This is a genomic window from Vibrio sp. S/42/10 (genome assembly GCF_029890535.1).
In the GTDB taxonomy this organism is placed as follows: Bacteria; Pseudomonadota; Gammaproteobacteria; order Enterobacterales; family Vibrionaceae; genus Vibrio; species Vibrio cyclitrophicus.
In genome coordinates this window covers 91,262-114,585 of sequence record NZ_JAKMZC010000008.1, presented here as the reverse complement: position 1 = coordinate 114,585, position 23,324 = coordinate 91,262, and the positions used below count along the sequence as shown (strand labels likewise).

The window sequence follows — 23,324 nt, the reverse complement described above, 5'->3', positions numbered from 1 at the left end:
CATGACTAGTGTGAAGTTGCTCACGAGAAGTATGAAAGATTTGTGAACAAACTTATCATTAGTTTTAACCCGATGGGATTTAGCTCAAATCTTGAGGCTCTATATCGAGTGACCAGCGGACTTTTTTTGCAGCGGGTAACATATTGATTGCCGGTTTCGCGCTCATTAATAGCTTCTGCATTAATGAACGCGTCTGAGTTTGTAAGATTAACTGCCAGCGCGACTTGCCCGCTCGTTTTGCTAACGGGGCAGGGGTTGGCCCTAACACCATACAATATTGGTCAAACAGCGGGTGCGATTCTAATGTATGACGCACTTGACGTAGAAACTCTTCCACTAAGCGCGTGTCGTTAGCTTCCGCTCGGAATAACGTCATAAAGGTATATGGCGGTAACATCGCCTGTTTGCGTTCGGCTAAGGCAGTCTGAGCGAAGTGGTTATAGTCTTTATGTAATAGTGCTTGCAGTAATCCGTGTTCAGGGTGGTGAGTTTGTAAGATGACTTCACCCGGTTTACTTGCACGACCGGCGCGTCCCGCTACTTGAATGAATAACTGAGCAAGGCGTTCTGAAGCTCTAAAGTCACTACTATATAAAGAGCCATCAACATCCAATAACGCAACAAGTGTGACATCTGGGAAGTGATGCCCTTTAGCAAGCATCTGTGTACCAATCAGGATTTGGTATTCACCTTTGCGAATCGACTCTAATGCATTTTCTAGGCTGCCTTTACGGCGAGTACTATCGCGATCAATGCGAATGGTTTTGTATTCAGGGAATAGTTGGCCAAGTTGAGCTTCTAGTTGCTCGGTACCGACACCCACGGTTACTAAGTTCGCTGAACCACAGCCTTGGCAATTATGTACGATATGCTGTTGTGAACCACAATGGTGGCAGCGCATCTCATTACTGTATTGGTGATAGGTGTAGTAAGCGTCACAGCGTTTACATTCTGCAGTCCAACCACAATCGTGACACATCAGTGCTGGAGAAAACCCACGGCGGTTGAGGAACAACATCACTTGGTTACCCGCCTTGAGATGCCTTTGCATTTCTGCAATCAACGACGCAGATAAGCCGCTTTCTAGGTATTCCCCCTTAACATCCAATACTTTATTGGTGGTCGGCAGAGCGACCCCCGCGCGTGAGGTGAGAGTGAGGTAGCTGTATTTACCGATCTGAGCATTGTGCAGTGTCTCAAAGGCCGGAGTAGCTGAACCAAGAACAACCGGAATCTGTGCTTTGTGAGCACGCATGATCGCCACATCACGAGCGTGGTAGCGGAGGCTGTCTTGCTGTTTATATGAAGCATCATGTTCTTCATCGACAATAATGATGCCCAGATCGGCAAAAGGCGTGAATAGAGCCGAGCGTGTACCAATCACGATACCCGCAATTTTATCACGCGCCGATAACCAAGCATTCAATCGCTCAGAATCGTTTAACCCTGAATGGATGACCTCAACGGGTACATTAAAGCGTCGTTTAAAGCGGTTAATCGTTTGAGGTGTCAGGCCTATTTCAGGAACCAAGACTAACGCTTGTTTACCTTGGTCTAGAATCGGCTTGATCATATTAAGGTAGACTTCAGTTTTACCTGAGCCCGTGACACCTTCTAATAAGAAGCAACCAAAGTCGGTTTGGCTATTTACCGTTGCTATCGCGATAGCTTGCTCTTCGTTGAGCTTAGGTTTGTCTTGGTCGTTTTCGAGGTCAGTTGGCCACGGTTGGCGTTTCGGTTTTTTCTCAGCAGATTCAATCCAACCTTTTTCTTCGAGTGTCTTGAGTACAGCACTACCGACTTCTTTATCGATGAACTCTTGATGAGGAACGGGACCGTGCTCAAGCATGTGCATCACTTTGGCTTGCTTGACCGCACGACCAAAGCCTTGCATCAGCTGATCTCTACCTGATGGGGTCAGTTGCCACTCGACAAGTGTTGCGAAGTCGGCCGCTTTTCCTTTTCGTAAAGCGCTTGGTAGAGCGTTAGCCAAAGTTTCACCCAATGGATACTGATAAAACTGGCTACACCACATTAAGAGTGAGTAGACTGATTCTGGCCAAACGGGTTGGTTATCTAATAAAGCTTTGATTGGCTTGAGCTTGTCTAGCTCGAATTCTGATTCGTTAACCAGAGCCGTGACGATGCCAGTTAAGGTTTGTCGTCCGAATGGCACAGATACTCGACCGCCAATGATAGGAAATAGGTGGTTGGGAATCTTGTAATCGAACTGCTTGTCGAGTGGAACAGGCAGTGCCACACGGGCAATCATTGGACGCATAAAGGGACGGCTTTATCTGAGTTGACGAGAGCGAACAGTCTAAAGGATAAGCCAGTTAAATTCGAGAAGCAGTTTGGATGAGAAGGCTGAGTTAGCGTATGAAGCCAACTAGCACGTCTAAATCCCACTCGATGTAGAAAATAAAGATACGATTGGTGAAAAATGTATCAAATTAGTTGATCCTATCTCACAGATTCATTATTATACTGCGCCTTAAAGGTATGGCTTTATCTCTATTTAGTGATACAGCGGTGTCTTTATTTATTTTTAACTACGTGTGGTGTGCGGCTTAGAATCGTATAGCGACACGGCCTACTTGAGGTTATCCCATGAAAGCTGGAATCCACCCAGAATACAAAGCAGTTACTGCAACTTGTTCTTGCGGCAACACATTTGAGTTCAACTCAACGCTTGCAAAAGAATCTATCCACCTAGACGTATGTGACAAATGTCACCCATTCTACACTGGTAAGCAACGTATCGTAGATACGGGCGGCCGTGTTGATCGCTTCAACAAGCGTTTCGGTGCTCTTTCTAGCAAGAAGTAATTCTCGCTATTTAGAAACAAAAAGGACACTTCGGTGTCCTTTTTTGTTTTCTGGCGTTTGATAAACAGATCAATATTATTCCGTTCTTAACCTATTCTTATACTCTTTCGCCAACTAAGCTTAACTCTCATCGTTCCGCCTGAATCATGCATGATTGAAATCTACTCGAAAGTGCAACAAGCGACAGTAAGTTCAACTGCTCACTGGTCTTATTAGTAGTGAAATCTCGTTTTTTAATGAGACAGAGGCTTCAACCATCTAGGAACTTTGAAGTACATCCATTAACATGAACAAGATCCCCCAAATAATAATATCCTAGGAACCTACACCTATGTCTGAAGACAGCAGCCAAGCTCAATCCTCTCAAGAATTGTCGCCTCAAGAACAATTCCGTCAGCAAGCTCTTGATTACCATGAGTTCCCAATTCCTGGCAAAATTGCCGTAGAACTGACGAAGCCTGCAAACTCTGCAGAAGACCTAGCACTTGCATACAGTCCTGGTGTGGCTGAGCCAGTCCGAGAGATCGCACAGAACGTCGATAACGTTTACAAGTACACAGGTAAAGGCAACATGGTTGCAGTTATCTCTAACGGTACCGCGATTCTTGGCTTAGGTAACCTTGGCCCTATTGCTTCTAAACCTGTTATGGAAGGTAAAGCGTTACTGTTTAAGCGTTTTGCTGGTTTAGATTCTATCGATATTGAAGTGAAACACCGCACAATCGATGAGTTCGTTGATACGGTTGCGAATATCGCAGATACATTCGGCGGTATTAACCTAGAAGACATCAAAGCACCAGACTGTTTTGAAATTGAACGTCGCCTGATTGAGCGTTGTGATGTACCTGTATTCCACGATGACCAACATGGTACTGCGATTGTAACTGCCGCGGGTATGCTGAATGCAATCGAGCTTCAAGGTAAAAAACTCGAAGAGTGTAAGATCGTTTGCTTAGGCGCAGGAGCAGCCGCAGTTGCTTGTATGGAACTACTGATTAAGTGTGGCGCTCAGCGTGAGAAGATCTACATGCTTGATCGTAAAGGTGTGATCCACACTCGTCGTGATGACCTGAATGAGTACAAAGCACTGTTCGCAAACAACACCGACAAGCGTACGCTTGAAGATGTTATTGAAGGTGCTGATCTTTTCTTGGGCGTATCTGGCCCTAATTTGCTACCAGCAGAAGCACTAACGCTAATGGCTGATAAGCCAGTTGTGTTTGCATGTTCAAACCCTGATCCAGAGATCAAGCCACAGCTTGCTCACGAAGTTCGTTCTGATCTAATTATGGGTACAGGCCGCAGTGATTACCCTAACCAGGTAAACAACGTACTTTGTTTCCCATTCATTTTCCGTGGTGCACTAGACGTACGTGCGAGCGAAATCAATGACGAAATGAAGCTAGCGGCGGTTAAAGCTATTCGTGAACTAGCGAAAGAAGAAGTTCCAGCTGAAGTACTAGCAGCTGCAGGTGAGACTGCACTGGAGTTCGGTAAGGGTTACATCATTCCTAAGCCAATGGACCCACGTCTACTTCCTCGTGTAGCAAAAGCGGTAGCAGAAGCGGCCGTTGAATCTGGCGTAGCTCGTATTGAGATGCCTGCTAACTATATGGCATAAAAGCGTATGGCATAAAAGCATATGGCATAGATACTGGATGGCGTAATCGCTTGTTATAGCGGTTGCTCGATTGAGCAAAAAAGAATAATAAAAAACCGACTCATCAGGAGTCGGTTTTTTTATGTCTATCATTTACAGCACACGCCTAGATAAGATAGTGGCTGATGTGACAAATAGGGTTCAGCTATAGCGGATCAATACTGAAGGCAGCGACTGAGTTATTGTTATTCTTCGTCAAATGCTTCGAACTCGATACCCATTGCTGTCATCAGTTCTTTCACTTCAGCAGGAATATCATCTGGGCGATCTTTACGAAGGTCTTCATCCGTTGGCAGTGGCTGGCCTGTGTACGCATGTAGAAAGGCTTCGCACAGTAGCTCACTGTTTGTTGCATGGCGTAGGTTGTTAATCTGGCGGCGAGTACGCTCGTCAGTGAGAACCTTTAACACTTTTAGAGGGATAGAAACTGTAATTTTCTTTACTTGTTCGCTTTTCTTTCCATGCTCAGCATATGGGCTTATGTATTCACCATTCCAGTCGGCCATTGCGTACCTTCATCACTTTAGTTGTTAGAATAAATTAATAGTGGTGATTTTAGCGGGATTTACTGCCATAAGCAAAGACATATAGACGTCTAGAAGTGTTGACGTCTCGCGTTTATGAAAGTAAAGTGAATAACATATATCTAACACAGCCGCAAAAACCCCACAAGCTGCTGTGATACCCAGACGCCAAACTTGTAAGGAAGCACCTATGAGCAGCCGGAAGCCAGCAACCATCGCCGTACGTACTGGCATCGAGTCAGACACTCAACATCATGCCGTAGTTCCACCTATTTATCTGTCGACTAACTACGGTTTTCCCGCTTTTGGTGAAGTGCCAAAGTACGATTACACCCGTTCTGGTAACCCAAACCGTGGTTTATTAGAAACTGCTCTGTTTGAACTGGAGTCTGGTAAAGGTGCCGTTGTGACTAACTGTGGCACGTCGGCGCTTAACTTATGGGTGTCTACTTTCTTAGGTGGTGATGATCTTATTGTCGCACCACACGATTGTTATGGTGGTACTTACCGTCTATTTAACACGCGTTCGCTTAAAGGCGATTTTAAAGTGCTGTTTGTTGATCAATCGGATCAAGCTGCGCTAGATGCGGCGATCGCACTTAAGCCTAAGCTGATCTTATTAGAGACTCCATCGAACCCACTGGTTCGCGTGGTTGATATTGCTGAAACTTGCCGTAAAGCAAAAGAAGTGGGTGCATTGGTTGCTGTTGATAATACGTTTTTGACGCCTGTGTTCCAAAAGCCGTTAGAGCTAGGTGCCGATTTTGTTATCCACTCAACAACGAAATTCATTAATGGTCACTCAGACGTGATTGGTGGTGTGGTCGTTACCAAGACGGAAGAGCACGCTGAAGAGTTAGCTTGGTGGGGCAACTGCATCGGTGCGACCGGCACACCGTTTGATAGCTACATGACGCTACGTGGTATTCGTACGCTTGGGGCTCGTATGCGTGTTCATGAAGAGAGCTCGCGTGAAATCTTAACTTCGCTACAGCAGCAAGATCTTGTTGGCACTATTTATCACCCAAGTTTATCTGACCACCCAGGTCATGATATTGCGAAGAAACAGCAGTCTGGCTTTGGTTCAATGCTGAGCTTTGAATTTTCAGGCTCATTTGAGGCGCTTAAATACTTTGTTGGCGAGTTAGCGCTGTTCTCTTTAGCTGAGTCTTTGGGCGGTGTTGAAAGCTTGATTTGTCACCCTGCGTCGATGACTCACCGTGCAATGGGTGAAGAAGCCTTGGCAGAAGCGGGGATCTCTCAGCAACTATTACGCCTTTCGGTTGGTTTAGAAGACGCTGAAGATTTGATTGACGATCTCAAGCAAGCCTTTGAAAAGACAAAACGCTTTATCGCTGAAGGGGAGGGTTAATAATGACAACCTTTCGCCAGCTACATAAATTTGGTGGTAGCAGCTTAGCGAACCCTGAATGTTACCAACGCGTTGTGAACATTCTTAGAGAATATTCATCAGCAACCGATTTGGTTGTGGTATCTGCCGCAGGTAAAACAACCAACCGCTTGATAGAGTTTGTTGAAGCTCTCGATAAAGATGGTCGTATTGCCCATGAGTGCCTACAAACTCTTCGTCAGTTCCAACTAGAGCTGATTGAAGTGCTTCTTGAAGGTGAGCTCGCAGTGCAACTAACGGCAACCATCCAACAAGAATTCACCGCTTTAGGAGAGTTAACTGCTCCTCTAAGTGAAGTGCAAAAAGCGCAAGTGCTTGGTCATGGCGAAGTTTGGTCTTCACGCTTGTTGGCGGCTTTGTTGTGCCAAAATGATTTACAAGCCGTCGCTCAAGATGCGCGTGCTTTTTTACGAGCAGAAGTGGGCGCTCAACCTGAAGTTGATCGCGCACGTTCTTACCCTCTGATTAAAGAAGTTTTGGCTCAGCATACGCATTGCCGTGTAGTGATTACTGGCTTTATGGCTCAGAACTGCGAGGGCGAAACAGTGCTGCTCGGCCGCAACGGTTCGGATTACTCGGCGACCGTGATTGGTGCTTTGGCAGAAGTTGAACGCGTAACGATTTGGAGTGACGTGGCTGGTGTATACAGCGCTGATCCTCGTTTAGTTTCAGATGCGTGTTTGTTACCTTTACTTCGCCTTGATGAAGCGAGTGAACTGGCTCGTCTAGCGGCTCCTGTGCTTCATAGCCGAACGCTACAACCTGTGGCTCAAAGTGCTATGGATCTGAGCTTACGCTGCAGTTACCAGCCAGAGGCGGGCTCTACACAGATAGAGCGAGTACTGGCTTCAGGTCGCGGTGCAAAAATTATTACCTCTTTAGATGAAGTTCTTATCGTGCAACTGACGTTTGGTCACGGACATGATTTCGACCGTCTAGAAAGTGAAGTGTTGGAAGGTCTTAAGCGTGCTCAACTAGAGCCACTTGCTTATGAACTTGAACCGGATCAACATTGCTTGCGTCTTGCTTACACAGAAGAGATCGCTGGTGGTGCTCTGGAATACCTACAAGACCATGCGATTGAAGCTGAAATCAAACTAAAGGAAGGTTTCTCTCTGATTGCTGCAGTGGGTGCGGGTGTGACTAAAAACCCGAACCATTGCTACGGCTTCTACCAGCAACTAAAGAGCTCACCGGTTGAATTTATCTCAGAAGCGAATTCAGGCTTAAGCTTGGTCGCAGTGATTCGTAAGAGTGAAACCTCAAGCTTAGTGAAAGGCATTCATTCTCAATTGTTTCAAGCACAGAAGCGTGTGGCGATTGCCTTATGTGGTAAGGGAAACATTGGTTCAAGTTGGTTAAGCCTGTTTGCTGAGCAAAAGGCTGAACTTGAAAAGCGTCGTGGAATGAACTTTGAGTTGGTTGCGGTGGTTGATAGCCAAACCTATTGGTTTGACGATCAAGGCATTGATGCGACGTCTGTTAGTAAGCGTTTTGATGATGAAGCGATTGCTAATAATGGTAACGATTGGTTAGAGCGCTTAGGTTCGATTCAGGGTTACGATGAAGCGGTGGTTCTTGATGTTACAGCGAGCCCAGTGCTTGCAGCAAAATATCTGCAAATCGCACAACAAGGCATTCATTTGATCTCGGCCAACAAGGTTGCAGGCTCTGCATCAAGTGAGTATTACCATCAGGTGCAAGATGCGTTTGCTAAGATCAGCCGTCACTGGTTATACAACGCGACCGTTGGTGCAGGTTTGCCGATTAACCACACGGTACGCGACCTGCGTGAGAGTGGCGATGACATCATTGCGTTGTCTGGCATTTTCTCAGGCACGTTGTCTTGGTTGTTCCAACAGTTTGATGGCACAGTACCGTTCAGTGAGTTGGTCGACTTAGCATGGCAACAAGGCCTTACTGAACCAGACCCACGTGCTGACTTAGATGGTTCAGACGTAATGCGTAAGTTGGTGATTCTAGCGCGTGAATCTGGTTTAGAGATCGAGCCTGAAAACGTAAAAGTCGAATCGCTAGTACCTGAAGCGCTGCAAGATTTATCAGTGGATGATTTCTTTGATAAGGCTTCTGTGTTGAGTGAAGAACTGGCCGAGCGTTTAGAAAAAGCGCACTCTCAGCAGAAGGTTTTACGTTACGTAGCGCGTTTAGAGAAGAACGGCAAGGCAACGGTCGGTGTGGAGGCGTTGTCGAAAGAGCATGCGCTGGCTAACTTACTGCCTTGCGATAACATCTTTGCGATTGAGAGCAAATGGTACAAAGATAATCCATTGGTTATTCGTGGCCCAGGAGCGGGGCGTGAAGTGACGGCAGGTGCAATTCAATCTGATCTAAACAGAATGTCTAGCCTGTTTTAAATTCTAAATAGCATACTATTCACTAAGATAAATAAGGTTGGAAGCACGATGTGTTTTTCAGCCTTTTTTTTACATTATTTCTTCTTGGCAACTCACCTAACGACTTGAGTTTTTCTCACGATCTACTTGAGAAAAATTCATAATGGATCTGTTGACATTAAATCGTATTCAATACATTCTACAGACATATAGACGTCTAAACGTCGTTTAAGGATTTGAGTTTTAGTGGTTGTTTTTGCCACAGGGAGAGTAAGATGGGATACACACACGCAGGCCATATCGACGCTTTAAATCAGAATATCGCTGAGCTTTCTGACAACATCAATGTGTCATTTGAGTTTTTTCCACCAAGCAGTGAGAAGATGGAAGAGACCTTGTGGAATTCTGTTCACCGTCTTAAAACACTCCAACCAAAATTTGTATCAGTAACCTACGGTGCAAACTCGGGTGAGCGTGATCGTACCCACTCAATTATTAAAGAAATTAAGAACCAAACAGGCCTAATTGCTGCACCACACTTAACGTGTATTGATGCTAGCCGTGAAGAGCTGATTCAAATTGCTGATGATTACTGGGCAAATGGCATTGAGAGCATTGTTGCGTTGCGTGGTGATATCCCAGCAGGCGGTGGCGCTCCAGATATGTATGCATCTGACTTGGTTGAGCTGCTTAAATCTCGCCACGACTTTGATATCTCTGTTGCAGCTTTCCCTGAGGTTCACCCTGAAGCAAAAAGTGCTCAATCAGACCTTATTAACTTGAAGCGTAAAGTGGATGCTGGCGCTAACCGTGCCATCACGCAATTCTTTTTTGATGTAGAAAGTTACTTACGTTTCCGTGATCGCTGTGTGGCGGCAGGTATCGATGTTGAAATCGTACCGGGCATCTTACCTGTTTCTAACTTCAAGCAGGCGTCTCGCTTTGCTGCGATGAATAACGTGAAAGTTCCGGGCTGGATGGCCAAGCAATTTGAAGGTTTGGATGATGATCCAACGACTCGCCAGTTAGTGGGTGCTAGTCAAGCGATCGATATGGTTCGTACGTTGAGCCGTGAAGGTGTGAAAGACTTCCACTTCTACACGCTAAACCGTGCAGAAATGACTTATGCACTTTGCCATACTTTGGGTGTTCGTCCATAAGTCGCTGCCTTGTAGTTAAGCTCAGGCTCGGATAAAAAGCCATCGGCTGTACCTCTCAAATCTTATAGATACAAAAAAGGCTTGGACTCTAAGAGTTCAAGCCTTTTGCTTTTCAGCTTCTAGCTTAACTTAAGCAAGAGCGCCAAGTTCAAGCAGTACTTCTTCAGCCCATACAATCCATGCTTCACGGATAAGTAGGTTACGACGAAGCGTTAGGCGTTCAAGGCGTGCTTGCTTGTCTAGCGTCGATGGCGTTGCGTAGTAAGCTGCTTCGATTTCTTTGTAGTGAGAAACCAGTTTGCGAGACTCTTCTACTAGCTCAGCAAGTTGTACGCGGTAAGCGTCAGAAGGTTGCACAGCACAAGCCATTAGCTTAGCTGAGAACTCGTCACGAACAGTTGGGTGTGCAGTTGGTTGTTCAAACCATTCACCTAGCGCGCCACGGCCTGCATCAGTGATAGAGTAAACTTTACGATCAGGTTTGCCTTCTTGAGGCTCAAGCACGCAAGTTACCTGGTCGTTCTGAGCCATTTTATTTAGCTCGCGGTAAACTTGTTGGTGGCTAGCTTTCCAGAAGTAACCAATGCTTGCGGAGAATTCTTTTGTGATATCGTAACCAGTAGCATCGCGTGTACTTAAAACGGTTAGAATTACGTGTGGTAATGACATGTCTGAAATCCAAATGGTAAACAGTAAACAAATACTTAAACAACAAGTGTGCTTCTAATGGCACGTTATATTGGTTATGTCTAAGTAGCACCAACTCATCGGTTGGTTATGTCACCTTACAAAGCCGTTTATCACCTAGGTTGACCAGTTTATTGGTCAAGTTGCTGCAGATTATTTTTTTGGAGTGTTTCCGCAGCGGAGCAGTAGTATATCTAAATAATAAGCATAAAGTAGAATACATGGACAAAATAACCCGAAAAACTGACAAAATACTCATTAATTGTTTTATGACAAAATAAAAAGGTCGCACATGGCGACCTTTTGTTCTTTTTTTAGAGGTAAATGCTACTTAGATTATAGTAGGGTTCGCTAATTAACCTGTATTTCGCATACCAGCAGCAATACCTGCAATCGTCACCATTAGTGCTTCTTCTAGCTCTGCTGGTGGTGTCTCACACTTACGAGTTCGGTAAAGCAGCTCTGCTTGAAGCATGTTTAGTGGCTCAACATAGATGTTACGTAGACGAATCGATTCAAGCCCCCAAGGGTCGCTTTGCATCAAGTTCTCGTTATTTTCTACATTCAGCACTGCTTTGATGTCTTTTTGCAGCTGTTCACGCAGTAATTCACCTAGAGGTAACAGTTCTTCGTCAACAAGACGTTGATCGTAGTACTTGGCAATTTCCATGTTGCACTTAGAGTACACCATTTCTAGCATGCCAAGGCGAGTCGAGAAGAATGGCCATTCACGACACATCTCTTCAAGTAGCGCTTGATGGCCTTGGTCTACTGAGTATTGAATCGCTTCACCAGCGCCTAACCATGCAGGAAGAACTAAACGGTTTTGGCTCCAAGAGAAGATCCACGGAATTGCACGTAGGCTTTCTACGCCTCCGTTCGGGTTGCGTTTTGCAGGGCGAGAACCAAGAGGTAGTTTACCTAGCTCCAGTTCAGGCGTCGCTTGACGGAAGTAAGGTACGAATTTCTCTTCACCACGAACCACGTTGCGGTAAGCCTCGCAAGAGACTTGAGACAGAACTTCCATTAGGTCGCGCCACTCTTGTTTTGGCTCAGGTGGCGGCAGAAGGTTCGCTTCTAGAATCGCACTTGCGTATAAGTTGAAACTGTTTACGGCAACATCTGGTAGGCCAAGCTTAAAGCGGATCATTTCGCCTTGTTCTGTTACACGTAAGCCGCCTTTTAAGCTCTTAGGTGGCTGAGAAAGTAGGGCTGCGTGCGCTGGAGCACCACCACGACCAACCGTACCACCACGACCGTGGAATAGAGTCAGTTCAATACCTTCTTCTTCACAAACCTTAACTAGCTTGTCCATTGCGTCATACTGAGCCCAACCTGCAGACATTACGCCAGCATCTTTTGCTGAGTCAGAGTATCCGATCATTACCATTTGGTGGTTTTGGATAAAGCCACGGTACAAGTCGATGCTCATTAGCTGTTTCATTACGGCTTCTGAGTTGTTCAAATCGTCTAGCGTTTCGAACAATGGACAAACGTCCATGCGGTACGGGCAACCACATTCTTGCAGAAGCAAATGAACAGCCAATACATCAGAGGCTGTACGAGCCATTGAGATTACGTAAGCGCCGAAGGCTTCACGAGGTTGAGCTGCAATTACCTTACAGGTGTCTAAAACCTCTTTAACCTGTTCAGATGGCTCCCAATCGCGTGGTAGCAGTGGGCGTTTAGAACTTAATTCATTGGTTAAGAAAGCAATCTTGTCTTGCTCGCTCCACTGGTCGTAGTCGCCAATGCCTAGGTAGCGAGTCAGTTCAGATAGCACATCTGAGTGACGTGTACTTTCTTGACGAACATCGAGACGAACCAGGTGTACACCGAATGCTTTTAGACGGCGCAACGTATCAAGCAGAGAACCGTCTGCGATTACGCCCATGCCACATTCGTGTAGCGATTGGTAACACGCGTAAAGTGGTGTCCAAAGTTGGTCGATGTTCTGTAGTGTTTCTTTCTTTGGCACTTCAGTGTCATGCAGTTTTGCATCGAGCACTTCTAGTGTGTTGTTCAGCAGAGTGCGTAGGCTTTTGAGGATTGCACGATAAGCTTCGTGTTCATCGCCAGCCAATTCACGAACGGCATCATTACACTTAGTCATCGACAGTTCAGTAATCAGTTCGTTTACGTCACCTAGATAAAGGTCAGCGGCTTTCCAGCGAGATAGACGCAGTACTTCTTTAGTGATGGTGTGTGTTACGAATGGGTTACCATCTCGGTCACCACCCATCCAAGATGAGAAGTGGACAGGGCGAGCATCAATTGGCAAGCCTTCACCCAGATAGCCTTTTAGTCGACCGTCCATTTCACGTAGGAAATCAGGCACAGCTTCCCAAAGCGAGTTTTCGACAACCGCAAAGCCCCATTTAGCTTCATCAAGTGGTGTTGGGCGTTGCTGGCGAATCACATCTGAGTGCCAACCTTGGGCGATAAGTTGTTCTAGGCGACGCTCTGTTTTCACACGCTCTTTGTGTGATAGATCGCTTAATTCTAATTTAGACAGACACTCGTTGATCTTAACTAACTTGTTGATCATGGTGCGACGAGTAATTTCTGTTGGGTGAGCTGTCAAAACGAGCTCAATATTCAGATCGCGAACAGCTTGAGCAGCATCTAACTTGCTGATGTCATTTTGATTTAATTTGGAAAATAGAGACTGCAGCACGTCAGGTTCGCAAACATGCTCCTCACAGTGGCGAGAGATTGTGTGGTATTGCTCTGCCATGTTGGTGAGGTTGAGAAATTGGTTAAATGCACGAGCAACAGGAGTGAGTTGTTCGTTCGGCAGGTTTTTAATTTCTTCAACTAGGCTGTCACGGTCAGCTTTGTTGCCTGCGCGGGCGGATTTGGAAAGTTTACGGATAGTCTCCACTTTCTCTAAGATAACGTCACCATGTGCATCTTGGATTGTGTTACCTAGCAAGCGTCCTAGCATGCTTACGTTACTCTTGAGAGCGGCGTATTTCTCGTTCATTGTCATCCTGCCTCGTAAAAAAATTACATCCATTGTTCCTTGTTAAGTACACAATCTAGCGAAAAGTGCTGTATCTAGTCAAATAAAGCATTCTAAGTTTGCAATTATTAGTTTTAAAAATGCGGGAGAAGTAAATTTTCCAAAACTTAGGTAAAAAGTGAAATTTAATTACAAGATTAAGGCTATATCAGGGATAGCAGAATAAAAGCCACTTTTTAGGGTGGCTTTTATCGGAAAATATCGAATGGATAGTGGGTAACTAGAAACAATATTTACGGATCGATTTACTTAGAACATCAATCGTTGGGTCAATAAAATCGAAGCTCAGGAATTCGTCGGGTTGGTGAGCTTGATCAATTGAACCTGGGCCCAGTACTAAGGTTGGACACAACTCTTGAAGGAAAGGTGCCTCTGTGCAGTAGTTCACGGTTTGAGATTCAGTTTCACACACCGATTCCATTCCACCAATAAAGGGATGATCGTGCTGACACTCGTAACCCGGAATAGGTTCGTGCAATGGAGTAATCTCAATTCTGCCCGGCCATTTTGCTTCGACTTCTTTAAGTGCGCTACGCAGCATGTTATCCAAGCCATCTAAGCTGATGCCTGGTAAAGGACGAACATCATAGTGCAGTTCACAACAACCACAGATACGGTTGGCGCTGTCGCCACCGTGGATATGTCCCAGGTTTAGAGTAGGACTTGGAATCGCAAAACCAGGGTGATGATACTCTTTTACTAACTTGTCACGCAGTTGCATTAAAGCAAACAATACTTCATGCATGATCTCGATGGCGTTGACGCCTAAAGCTGGATCTGAAGAGTGGCCTGATTTGCCCGTTACTCGCACTGCATTTGCCACGTGACCTTTGTGACCGCGAATCGGCACTAGGCTGGTTGGCTCACCAATAATGCAGTAATCCGGCTTAAATGGTGCATTTTCCGTGAAATGACGAGCACCTAACATGGTGGTTTCTTCGTCACAGGTGGCTAATACATAAAGTGGTTTGGTTTGTTTGCTCCAATCCATTTTCTTCGCAGCTTCATAAACGAAAGCGAAAAAGCCTTTCATATCTGCGGTGCCTAGTCCGTAGAAGCGATTGTTGTGTTCAGTAAGCGCATGAGGGTTGAAGTTCCAACGTCCTTCATCGAAGGGAACCGTGTCGCTGTGTCCCGCAAGTAGCAAGCCACCTTCACCAGAACCCATCTTCGCAACCATATTATGCTTGCCGGGTTCGACTTCCACTACTTCAACGCTAAAGCCCAGGTCTTTAAACCATTGCGCCATTTTTTCTATGACTTTTTCGTTGCCATGATCCCAGCTTGGATCGGTAGAGCTAATAGAGTCTGTGGAAATTAGGCCTTTATAGACCTCAAGAAAACTCGGTAATTGCATATTATCTTCACTTCTACTATTGACAGGAAAACCATAAGTCGGTAAAACACATATTAAATCATATTTAATGCATAAGAAATCAAATAAAGCTAAAAATTAAGTATGAATAGTCAAATTTGAAATGTTACTTACCTCAAGAATGGATGTGTTGAGATGTTGAAAACCACGATCATTGGCGCAAGCGGCTACACAGGAGCAGAACTGGCTCTAATGATAAACAGACACCCTGAGCTCACGCTATCAGGTTTATATGTCTCAGCCAATAGTGTAGATGCAGGCAAACCTATTGCAGCATTGCACGGTAAGTTAGCTGGCTTGATTGATATGCCAGTACAGCCGTTAACCAATCCTGAAGAAGTGGCAAAGCAGTCTGATGTGATTTTCTTAGCAACCGCGCATGAAGTCAGTCACGACCTAGCACCCATCTTTCTTGAAAATGGGTGCCAAGTATTCGATCTGTCAGGTGCCTTCAGAGTGAAAGGTGAAAATTTTTACGAAGAGTTCTACGGCTTTGAGCATCAACACGAACAATGGTTAGATAAAGCGGCTTACGGATTAGCTGAGTGGAATGAGCAAGAAATTAAAGAAGCTCAACTTGTCGCAGTAGCGGGTTGCTACCCAACGGCCTCCCAATTGGCGATTAAACCTCTTGTGGAAGCAAAGCTACTTGATACAAACCAATGGCCAGTGATTAACGCGACCAGTGGTGTAACTGGTGCTGGTCGAAAGGCGAGTATGGTTAACAGCTTCTGTGAAGTAAGCCTGCAAGCCTATGGTGTATTTAACCACCGTCATCAACCTGAAATGGCTGCCCATCTAGGATGTGATGTGATTTTCACACCGCACCTAGGGAATTTTAAGCGCGGTATTTTGGCAACCATTACCATGAAGTTGGCTGAAGGCGTGACAGAAAAACAGATACAAGAAGCCTTTGAGAAAGCTTATCAAGGTAAGCCAGCAGTGAGATTACTCGAAGAGACACTGCCAAGAATTCAAGATGTAGAACAGACACCTTTCTGCGATTTAGGTTGGAAGGTTCAAGGTCAGCACATCATCGTTGTTTCAGCGATTGATAACTTATTAAAGGGTGCATCTAGTCAAGCGATGCAGTGTTTAAATTTACGTTATGGTTTTGCACCATTAACTGCGTTAGTGTAAAGGAATCCAGATATGAGCCTGAATAATCAACCATTAATCATAAAGTTAGGTGGCGCTGCGCTATCTTGTGGTGAAACACTTAGCAAGTTATTTGGTGCAATTTCTGCTTACCAACAACAGGCACAACGACCAATCGTGATTGTGCACGGTGGCGGCTACCTTGTTGATGACTTGATGAAGAATTTAAACCTAAAGACGGTGAAGAAAGAGGGGCTACGTGTTACCCCTTACGACCAAATCCCTGTGATCGCCGGTGCATTAGCGGGCACGGCTAACAAACTACTTCAAGGTCAGGCGATTAAAGATGGCATCAACGCTGTTGGTTTGAGCCTAGCAGATGGCGGCTTATGTAAAGTGAGCGAACTGGATCCTGAACTGGGCGCGGTAGGCAAAGCGGAGCCGGGAGACTCAACTGTTCTACAAGCCATTCTTAATGCTGGCGCATTGCCAATCATTAGCTCGATTGGTTTGACTGAACAAGGCCAACTGATGAACGTCAATGCAGACCAAGCGGCGGTTGCCGTTGCTGGCGCACTCGATGCTGAATTGGTGCTACTTTCTGATGTCAGTGGTGTGTTGGATGGCAAAGGCCACCTCATTCCAAGCCTTAACCAAAAACAAGCCGATGACCTGATTACCGGTAAAGTGATTACCGATGGCATGATCGTCAAGGTACAAGCCGCACTAGAAGCTGCTAACGACTTAGGACGACCTATCGAAGTTGCTACTTGGCGATATCCAGAAAAACTAACACAACTTTTTTCAGGTAAAAGTATAGGAACACAGTTTTTACCTCAGTAGGCCTCACAACGAGTTACTACTTAAAGAATTTAGACAAAAAAATTTAGTACAAACATATAACTATTAAAGTCATTTCCAACGCTGACCGCCATGTGCAGTATGGAAACTAGGAGAAAGAAAATGAGCAAAGTTAACGTAAAGAAAGTTGTAGTAGCCTACTCTGGCGGTCTAGACACATCAGTAATCATTCCATGGTTGAAAGAGAACTATGATTGCGAAGTTATCGCATTTGTTGCTGATGTAGGCCAAGGTGATGAAGAGCTGATTGGCATCGAAGAAAAAGCAAAAGCGTCTGGAGCATCTGAATGTTACATCGCTGACCTTAAAGAAGAAATGGTCGCAGACTACATCTACCCAACGCTAAAAACAGGTGCTTACTACGAAGGTAAATACCTACTAGGCACTTCAATGGCGCGTCCAATCATCGCGAAGGCACAAGTTGAAGTTGCGCGTAAAGTTGGCGCTGACGCACTTTGTCACGGTTGTACAGGTAAAGGTAATGACCAAGTTCGTTTTGAAGGCGCATTCGCTGCACTGGCTCCAGATCTACACGTAATTGCGCCATGGCGTGAGTGGGATCTAGTGAGCCGTGAAGAGTGTCTAGATTACCTAGCTGAGCGTAACATTCCTTGTACAGCTTCTCTTACTAAGATTTACTCACGTGATGCAAACGCATGGCACATCTCTACAGAAGGCGGTGTTCTGGAAAATACATGGAATGCACCTGATGAAGATTGCTGGGCTTGGACGGTAGATCCAGAGCAAGCACCAAACGAATCTGAAACAGTAACGCTGAAAGTTGAAAAAGGCGAAGTGGTAGCGGTAGATGGCGAAGCAATGACGCCATACAACGCACTGGTTTACCTCAATGAGAAGGGTGCTAAGCACGGTGTTGGTCGTATCGATATCGTAGAGAACCGTCTTGTTGGTATGAAGTCTCGTGGTTGTTACGAAACTCCAGGTGGCACAATCATGATGGAAGCACTGCGTGCAGTAGAGCAACTGGTTCTTGATAAAGCGGCATTCGAATTCCGTGAAGAGCTAGGTGTTAAAGCTTCTCACCTTGTATACGATGGTCGTTGGTTCACTCCGCTATGTAAGTCAATTCTTGCGGCGACAGATGAACTAGCACAAGACGTAAATGGTGAAGTGGTTATTAAGCTTTACAAAGGCCATGCAACGGTGACTCAGAAACGTTCTGACAACAGTTTGTACTCAGAAGAATTTGCAACCTTTGGTGAAGATGAAGTTTACGACCAAAGCCATGCTGAAGGCTTCATCCGTCTTTACTCACTATCAAGCCGTATCCGTGCTTTGAATAGTCAAAAGTAATCCTAACTATGAGTTAGTGAGCTAGCCTCCGCGAAAGGTTGAAGGCCAGTAAACAGACATTATTATGCAAAGCCCATTCACTATTGATTAGTGAGTGGGCTTTTTGCTTTCTGTTTGTTTAATAAATCAGCTTCGGTTTTTACTATCGAATGGCATATAATTCACGCTCCACAATGAAATAATCAATGGATTGAACTTTTTGTGAATAAATATGTGAAAATAATGAATTAATACTTTATTTTCATTTTGAATTGCCGTAAGTTTAAACCATCAGAAAAATACTGAATCTTAATCAGAATTATCATTTGCAAAAACAGTGAGCACTGTGCAATTAGGAGATACACAATGGCATTATGGGGCGGTAGATTTACCCAAGCAGCAGACACCCGGTTTAAAGATTTTAACGATTCTCTTCGTTTTGATTACCGATTGGCTGAGCAAGACATTGTGGGCTCAATTGCCTGGTCAAAAGCTCTACAATCGGTCAACGTATTAACAGAAGAAGAGCAACAGAAGCTTGAGTTAGCGCTGAATGAGCTAAAACTTGAAGTGATGGAAGACCCTGAACAGATCTTACGTTCTGATGCAGAAGATATTCACAGCTGGGTTGAGCAACAACTTATCGGCAAAGTCGGTGATTTAGGTAAAAAGCTCCACACTGGCCGTTCTCGTAACGACCAAGTGGCGACAGACCTTAAGCTATGGTGTCGTCAACAAGGCAACCAACTGTTGCTAGCGCTTGATCGTCTGCAGAGCCAAATGGTGAATGTTGCTTCTCAGCATCAAGAAACCGTGCTTCCTGGCTACACTCACTTACAGCGTGCTCAGCCGGTAACTTTTGCTCACTGGTGCTTGGCTTACGTTGAAATGCTTGAGCGTGACTATTCACGTTTGAATGATGCGATTAAGCGTCTAGATACATGTCCGCTGGGTTCTGGTGCCCTTGCAGGAACTGCTTACCCGATGGACCGTGAAGAGTTAGCTCACAACTTAGGTTTCCGTCGTGCAACGCGCAACTCTCTAGATTCAGTTTCTGACCGTGACCATGTGATGGAGCTGATGTCGATCGCTTCTATTTCAATGCTTCACCTTTCACGTCTTGCAGAAGATATGATTTTCTACAACTCAGGTGAATCAAACTTCATCGAGTTAGCGGATACCGTGACGTCAGGTTCATCTCTTATGCCACAAAAGAAAAACCCTGATGCGCTAGAATTGATTCGTGGCAAAACTGGCCGTGTTTATGGCTCATTAGCCGCAATGATGATGACAGTGAAAGCTCTGCCTTTGGCGTACAACAAAGACATGCAAGAAGATAAAGAAGGTCTGTTCGACGCTTTAGATACTTGGAATGATTGTATGGAAATGGCGGCATTGTGTTTTGACGGTATTAAAGTGAACGGCGAGCGTACACTTGAAGCGGCAAAACAAGGCTACGCGAACTCAACTGAACTGGCTGATTATCTAGTAGCGAAAGGCATTCCTTTCCGTGAAGCTCACCACATTGTCGGTGTAACGGTAGTGGCGGCGATTGCAAAAGGCTGCGCATTAGAAGAATTAACCATCGCAGAGATGAAAGAGTTCTCTGAGGTGATAGAAGAGGATGTGTATGACATCCTAACCATTGAATCGTGTCTTGAAAAACGTAGTGCGCTAGGCGGTGTATCACCACAGCAGGTGGCTTACGCGGTTGACCAAGCAGAGAAACGTTTATCACAGCGTGACACTTCTATTGTGAAGGTTCGTCCTGCTCGTCTGACCGATATTGAAGCATTAGAAGGCATGGTGGCCTACTGGGCGAATATGGGTGAAAACCTACCTCGCTCTCGTAATGAACTGGTGCGTGATATTGGCTCGTTTGCGGTCGCAGAACATCATGGTGAAGTCACTGGTTGTGCATCACTCTATGTGTATGACTCTGGCTTAGCAGAAATTCGCTCACTTGGTGTGGAAGCTGGCTGGCAAGGTCAAGGGCAGGGTACGGCGATTGTGCAACACTTGGTTGATAAAGCACGACAAATGGCCATCAAGAAGGTGTTTGTACTGACGCGCACTCCTGAGTTCTTTATGAAGCATGACTTCTTACCAACTTCAAAATCTTTGTTGCCAGAGAAAGTACTGAAAGATTGTGACCAGTGCCCTCGTCAACATGCATGTGATGAAGTGGCCTTGGAAGTAAACTTGGTAGAGCAGATTATCGCAAAGGTTAATGTGGCATAACGCATTGATTTTGTAGCTCCCTAAAAAAAGATCAAAAATCTGATCTTTTTTGGGAACAAATTAAGAAAAGTCCGGTCTATTAAAGTACCACTGCTTTTTCTTAGAATTTTCTAAGAAAGCCCTAGAATCGATTGGTTCTGGGGCTTTTTTCTATCTGTTGTTTGAGAAGTGATGATAACTCGAGTTGAGATTAATTCTTTGTGTATTGAATCTAGCACTTAGCACTTAGCACTTAGCACTTAGCACTTAGCCGTTATCCTCTATCCAACCAATCTCGTTATTAATGCTTTTTGTTCCTTAAAGGCAGCACGACAAACTTCATGAACCAATGCAGCGACAACAAACCACTGAACGCGAAAGCGGCCATCATCAAAGCGATGGCATTGATGGTTTTTGGATCTTCTCTGAAAAATAGCCACCATACTCCCCAACTCAAAATCGACAACACCATCAGCTGATTCATGCAACGCTGGCAGCGACCGAGTTTGTTACGGATTTTTTCACTTTTATTGCAATGAATGCATGTCATCTTGGGTTTGATTCGCGTTATGCTTGTTGCCCTGATAATAACACGTCACAAGATATTGGATCACGGTGACACAGAGAGAGAAAGTCGATGATTGAGCGCCAAGACACCAAACAACGCATGAGCCGTATTGTGAAACACAACGGCACTATCTACCTATGTGGCCAAGTGTGTGCTGATGCAACCAAAGACATCACTGAGCAAACACAGACGATGCTAGATAAAGTAGAAGTGCTACTTGAGCAAGCAGGCAGCGACAAAGAGCACATGCTGTCAGCAACGATTTACTTGAAAGACATGAAAGATTTCCAAGAAATGAACGCAGTTTGGGATGCATGGGTACCAGAAGGTCACGCTCCAGCTCGCGCATGTGTGACTGGCGATATGGCTCGCGAAGCGCTACTTGTTGAAATCTCTGTGATTGCTGCTGAGAAGTAACTGCTAAGTATTTAGCGACAGGCTATGGCTTCAAGAGACTCCAGATACCTCGTCCCTCGGTTCTGGAATGACGTAGAGGATTTTGTTCCTACCATATTGTGAAAATTATCGTCATTTCCGATAGTGACGAAGGAGCGTAATAGGGAGTCTGTTATTTGCTCGTTGCAAAAAAAGGAAAGCCAATGGCTTTCCTTTTTAGTATCTAGTGTTTGCTAACTGCTAACGATAATCTGAGATTAACAGCCCGGTCCGCAATCTAGACAGTGTTTCACCGTCTCTGGACCTAGGTGCAGTTTCGCATTCAAGTCACGTAGTGCTGTCCGTACACCTTCTTCAATCACTGGGTGGTAGAAAGGCATGTCTAGCATTTCCGAAATCGTCATCTTATTCTGATGTGCCCAAGCTAATAGGTGCGCCAAGTGTTCCGCATTTGGTCCCATCATCTCAGCACCAAGGAAGCGACCAGTGCCTTGTTCGCCGTAAACGTGCAGGATACCTTTGTTGCGTAGCATCACTCGTGAACGACCTTGGCTCTCAAACGACACTTCACCTGTTGCGAAACAACCACATGTGCCCAATCGTGTTGTGATCTCTTTGTACGTTTCACCAACCATCGCGATTTGCGGGTCAGAGAATACCGCTGAAATTTTAGAGCGGCGTAAGCCTGCTCGAATTTCAGGAAAACGACCTGCGTTGTCGCCCGCAATACGAGCTTGGTCTGCTGCTTCATGTAGTAGAGGCAGTTGGTTGCTTGCATCACCTGCAATGAATACTGATGGTAGCGATGTTTGTAGCGTGTAGTGGTCTGCGATTGGAACACCACGCTCATCAAGTTCTAGAGAGGTATTTTCTAGTCCAAGCTTGTCTGTATTAGGACGACGACCTGTTGCTGCCAGTACGAACTCAACGATGTTGGTTTCTAGTTCACCTTGCTTATTGATGAACTGGATTTCGACGCGAACTTCGCCTGATTCAGTCATAATACGCTTCATGCTTTCGATTTTTACGTCAGCATCTAGGTAGAACTCTTCATTGAAAGCTTTGTCTGCGTAAGCCATGATCTCTGGGTCGGTTACTGGGCCTACTTGACCACCTAAACCGAACAGTTTTGTTTTTACACCCAAGCGGTGCAGTGACTGACCAAGCTCAAGCCCAATAACACCAGGGCCAAATACTGCGACTGATTCCGGTAAATCATCCCAGCTGAACACGTCGTCGTTAATGATCAGACGGTCACCAAGCTCATTCCAAACTGCAGGATATGCAGGGCGAGAACCGGTTGCTATAACAATACGTTTAGCGGTGACAACCGTGTGATCATCAATTTGTAGCGTGTTGTCATCTAAGAACTTTGCGTAACCAGAGATCTTGTCTTGCTCTGGGATTTCATCAACACCTTCTAAAACAAAACCAACAAAACGGTCACGCTCAAACTTCACTCGATCCATCACTTCACGGCCGTTAATCACGATATCACCTTGTGGGTGAACGCCAAAAGCCGGAGCTTTCTCTATTTGGTGTACGCTTTCTGCAGCTGCAATAAGCAGTTTCGATGGCATACAACCAACACGAGCACAGGTTGTACCGTAAGGGCCGCCTTCAATCATCACAACACTGTCAGTGTGTGCTTTTGCAGCGCGGTAAGAACCTAGACCTGCCGTACCGCCCCCGATAACTGCTACATCTACATTGACTTGTTTCATAATAATCTTCTCGCAATGGCTAAATTTAGTTTGAACAAACCCCTCCAACTCTGGTGATTTGTTGAGAGTCAGGATAGCGGGTCAGTTTTGTGATTCTGTTTTATTAGGTTTAGCTTGTGATTCAGCTTTTTGTTACTAA

Annotated in this window: 17 protein-coding genes; 10 read left to right on the top strand and 7 right to left on the bottom strand. The window is 45.2% G+C overall.

The annotated features are described in order from the left end of the window. Nucleotides 1–79: 79 nt before the first annotated feature. On the bottom strand, nucleotides 80–2,281 hold the full coding sequence (priA, locus tag L8S15_RS11090) for a primosomal protein N' (protein WP_102291989.1): 2,202 nt from the start codon (nucleotides 2,279–2,281) through the stop codon (nucleotides 80–82). 329 nt (nucleotides 2,282–2,610) lie between these two features. Between priA and rpmE the strand changes: the two genes are divergently transcribed. Together rpmE and L8S15_RS11080 are read left to right on the top strand one after the other, a co-directional pair. Beyond that, on the top strand, nucleotides 2,611–2,829 hold the full coding sequence (gene rpmE, locus L8S15_RS11085; RefSeq protein WP_004737142.1) for a 50S ribosomal protein L31: 219 nt from the start codon (nucleotides 2,611–2,613) through the stop codon (nucleotides 2,827–2,829). 331 nt (nucleotides 2,830–3,160) lie between these two features. Continuing rightward, entirely contained in the window at nucleotides 3,161–4,450 is a 1,290-nt protein-coding gene (locus tag L8S15_RS11080; RefSeq protein WP_016783694.1) for a malic enzyme-like NAD(P)-binding protein, read from the top strand. 224 nt (nucleotides 4,451–4,674) lie between these two features. On the opposite strand, the gene metJ is transcribed toward L8S15_RS11080, so the two are convergent. Next, a complete protein-coding gene (metJ, locus tag L8S15_RS11075; RefSeq protein WP_010435330.1) occupies nucleotides 4,675–4,995 on the bottom strand; it encodes a met regulon transcriptional regulator MetJ in 321 nt (106 codons plus the stop codon). 208 nt (nucleotides 4,996–5,203) lie between these two features. On the opposite strand from metJ, the gene L8S15_RS11070 reads away from it, so the two are divergent. The 3 genes from L8S15_RS11070 to metF all read left to right on the top strand — a co-directional run bounded on the left by L8S15_RS11070 (nucleotide 5,204) and on the right by metF (nucleotide 9,938). Next, a complete protein-coding gene (locus L8S15_RS11070; RefSeq protein ID WP_010435327.1) occupies nucleotides 5,204–6,385 on the top strand; it encodes an O-succinylhomoserine (thiol)-lyase in 1,182 nt (393 codons plus the stop codon). Nucleotides 6,386–6,387: 2 nt separating this feature from the next. Continuing rightward, entirely contained in the window at nucleotides 6,388–8,799 is a 2,412-nt protein-coding gene (locus L8S15_RS11065) for a bifunctional aspartate kinase/homoserine dehydrogenase II (RefSeq protein ID WP_010435325.1), read from the top strand. A 254-nt stretch (nucleotides 8,800–9,053) separates the two neighbouring features. After that, nucleotides 9,054–9,938 (top strand): methylenetetrahydrofolate reductase, encoded by an 885-nt coding sequence (gene metF, locus L8S15_RS11060; protein ID WP_010435323.1) that lies wholly within the window; start codon nucleotides 9,054–9,056, stop codon nucleotides 9,936–9,938. A gap of 129 nt (nucleotides 9,939–10,067) precedes the next feature. Here metF and L8S15_RS11055 read toward each other — a convergent pair whose 3' ends face one another. The 3 genes from L8S15_RS11055 to argE form a co-directional block, all read right to left on the bottom strand. Continuing rightward, nucleotides 10,068–10,607 carry a PadR family transcriptional regulator gene (locus L8S15_RS11055; RefSeq protein ID WP_010435321.1) on the bottom strand — a complete coding sequence of 180 codons (540 nt, stop codon included), beginning with the start codon at nucleotides 10,605–10,607 and terminating at the stop codon, nucleotides 10,068–10,070. Nucleotides 10,608–10,980: 373 nt separating this feature from the next. Next, entirely contained in the window at nucleotides 10,981–13,617 is a 2,637-nt protein-coding gene (gene ppc, locus L8S15_RS11050; protein WP_016783696.1) for a phosphoenolpyruvate carboxylase, read from the bottom strand. 253 nt (nucleotides 13,618–13,870) lie between these two features. Further along, nucleotides 13,871–15,007: an acetylornithine deacetylase gene (gene argE / locus L8S15_RS11045; RefSeq protein WP_016783697.1), complete on the bottom strand. Its 1,137-nt coding sequence runs from the start codon at nucleotides 15,005–15,007 to the stop codon at nucleotides 13,871–13,873. Between the two features lie 153 nt (nucleotides 15,008–15,160). On the opposite strand from argE, the gene argC reads away from it, so the two are divergent. The 4 genes from argC to argH all read left to right on the top strand — a co-directional run bounded on the left by argC (nucleotide 15,161) and on the right by argH (nucleotide 20,518). Then, a complete protein-coding gene (gene argC, locus L8S15_RS11040) occupies nucleotides 15,161–16,165 on the top strand; it encodes an N-acetyl-gamma-glutamyl-phosphate reductase (RefSeq protein ID WP_016767982.1) in 1,005 nt (334 codons plus the stop codon). 12 nt (nucleotides 16,166–16,177) lie between these two features. Then, nucleotides 16,178–16,966, top strand: coding sequence for an acetylglutamate kinase (gene argB / locus L8S15_RS11035; protein WP_010435314.1), 789 nt, complete (start codon nucleotides 16,178–16,180; stop codon nucleotides 16,964–16,966). Between the two features lie 120 nt (nucleotides 16,967–17,086). Beyond that, nucleotides 17,087–18,298: an argininosuccinate synthase gene (locus L8S15_RS11030; protein ID WP_010435312.1), complete on the top strand. Its 1,212-nt coding sequence runs from the start codon at nucleotides 17,087–17,089 to the stop codon at nucleotides 18,296–18,298. A 345-nt stretch (nucleotides 18,299–18,643) separates the two neighbouring features. Next, the gene (gene argH / locus L8S15_RS11025) at nucleotides 18,644–20,518 is read left to right on the top strand and encodes an argininosuccinate lyase (RefSeq protein WP_010435308.1); all 1,875 of its coding nucleotides are present in this window, start codon (nucleotides 18,644–18,646) and stop codon (nucleotides 20,516–20,518) included. A 280-nt stretch (nucleotides 20,519–20,798) separates the two neighbouring features. On the opposite strand, the gene L8S15_RS11020 is transcribed toward argH, so the two are convergent. Next, nucleotides 20,799–21,047, bottom strand: a complete 249-nt coding sequence (locus L8S15_RS11020) for a DUF3624 domain-containing protein (protein ID WP_080572706.1) — start codon at nucleotides 21,045–21,047, stop codon at nucleotides 20,799–20,801. Nucleotides 21,048–21,134: 87 nt separating this feature from the next. Between L8S15_RS11020 and L8S15_RS11015 the strand changes: the two genes are divergently transcribed. Beyond that, entirely contained in the window at nucleotides 21,135–21,482 is a 348-nt protein-coding gene (locus tag L8S15_RS11015; RefSeq protein ID WP_010435305.1) for a RidA family protein, read from the top strand. Nucleotides 21,483–21,718: 236 nt separating this feature from the next. Here L8S15_RS11015 and L8S15_RS11010 read toward each other — a convergent pair whose 3' ends face one another. Then, complete coding sequence (locus tag L8S15_RS11010; protein ID WP_010435302.1) at nucleotides 21,719–23,185, bottom strand: dihydrolipoyl dehydrogenase; 1,467 nt, start codon at nucleotides 23,183–23,185, stop codon at nucleotides 21,719–21,721. Between the last annotated feature and the right edge of the window lie 139 nt (nucleotides 23,186–23,324).

Excerpts from the sequence above, each read along its gene's own strand:
- priA (WP_102291989.1), bottom strand. The coding sequence starts at position 2,281 with ATGCGTCCAATGATTGCCCGTGTGGCACTGCCTGTTCCACTCGACAAG.
- rpmE (WP_004737142.1), top strand. The coding sequence starts at position 2,611 with ATGAAAGCTGGAATCCACCCAGAATACAAAGCAGTTACTGCAACTTGT.
- L8S15_RS11080 (WP_016783694.1), top strand. The coding sequence starts at position 3,161 with ATGTCTGAAGACAGCAGCCAAGCTCAATCCTCTCAAGAATTGTCGCCT.
- metJ (WP_010435330.1), bottom strand. The coding sequence starts at position 4,995 with ATGGCCGACTGGAATGGTGAATACATAAGCCCATATGCTGAGCATGGA.
- L8S15_RS11070 (WP_010435327.1), top strand. The coding sequence starts at position 5,204 with ATGAGCAGCCGGAAGCCAGCAACCATCGCCGTACGTACTGGCATCGAG.
- L8S15_RS11065 (WP_010435325.1), top strand. The coding sequence starts at position 6,388 with ATGACAACCTTTCGCCAGCTACATAAATTTGGTGGTAGCAGCTTAGCG.
- metF (WP_010435323.1), top strand. The coding sequence starts at position 9,054 with ATGGGATACACACACGCAGGCCATATCGACGCTTTAAATCAGAATATC.
- L8S15_RS11055 (WP_010435321.1), bottom strand. The coding sequence starts at position 10,607 with ATGTCATTACCACACGTAATTCTAACCGTTTTAAGTACACGCGATGCT.
- ppc (WP_016783696.1), bottom strand. The coding sequence starts at position 13,617 with ATGACAATGAACGAGAAATACGCCGCTCTCAAGAGTAACGTAAGCATG.
- argE (WP_016783697.1), bottom strand. The coding sequence starts at position 15,007 with ATGCAATTACCGAGTTTTCTTGAGGTCTATAAAGGCCTAATTTCCACA.
- argC (WP_016767982.1), top strand. The coding sequence starts at position 15,161 with ATGTTGAAAACCACGATCATTGGCGCAAGCGGCTACACAGGAGCAGAA.
- argB (WP_010435314.1), top strand. The coding sequence starts at position 16,178 with ATGAGCCTGAATAATCAACCATTAATCATAAAGTTAGGTGGCGCTGCG.
- L8S15_RS11030 (WP_010435312.1), top strand. The coding sequence starts at position 17,087 with ATGAGCAAAGTTAACGTAAAGAAAGTTGTAGTAGCCTACTCTGGCGGT.
- argH (WP_010435308.1), top strand. The coding sequence starts at position 18,644 with ATGGCATTATGGGGCGGTAGATTTACCCAAGCAGCAGACACCCGGTTT.
- L8S15_RS11020 (WP_080572706.1), bottom strand. The coding sequence starts at position 21,047 with ATGACATGCATTCATTGCAATAAAAGTGAAAAAATCCGTAACAAACTC.
- L8S15_RS11015 (WP_010435305.1), top strand. The coding sequence starts at position 21,135 with ATGATTGAGCGCCAAGACACCAAACAACGCATGAGCCGTATTGTGAAA.
- L8S15_RS11010 (WP_010435302.1), bottom strand. The coding sequence starts at position 23,185 with ATGAAACAAGTCAATGTAGATGTAGCAGTTATCGGGGGCGGTACGGCA.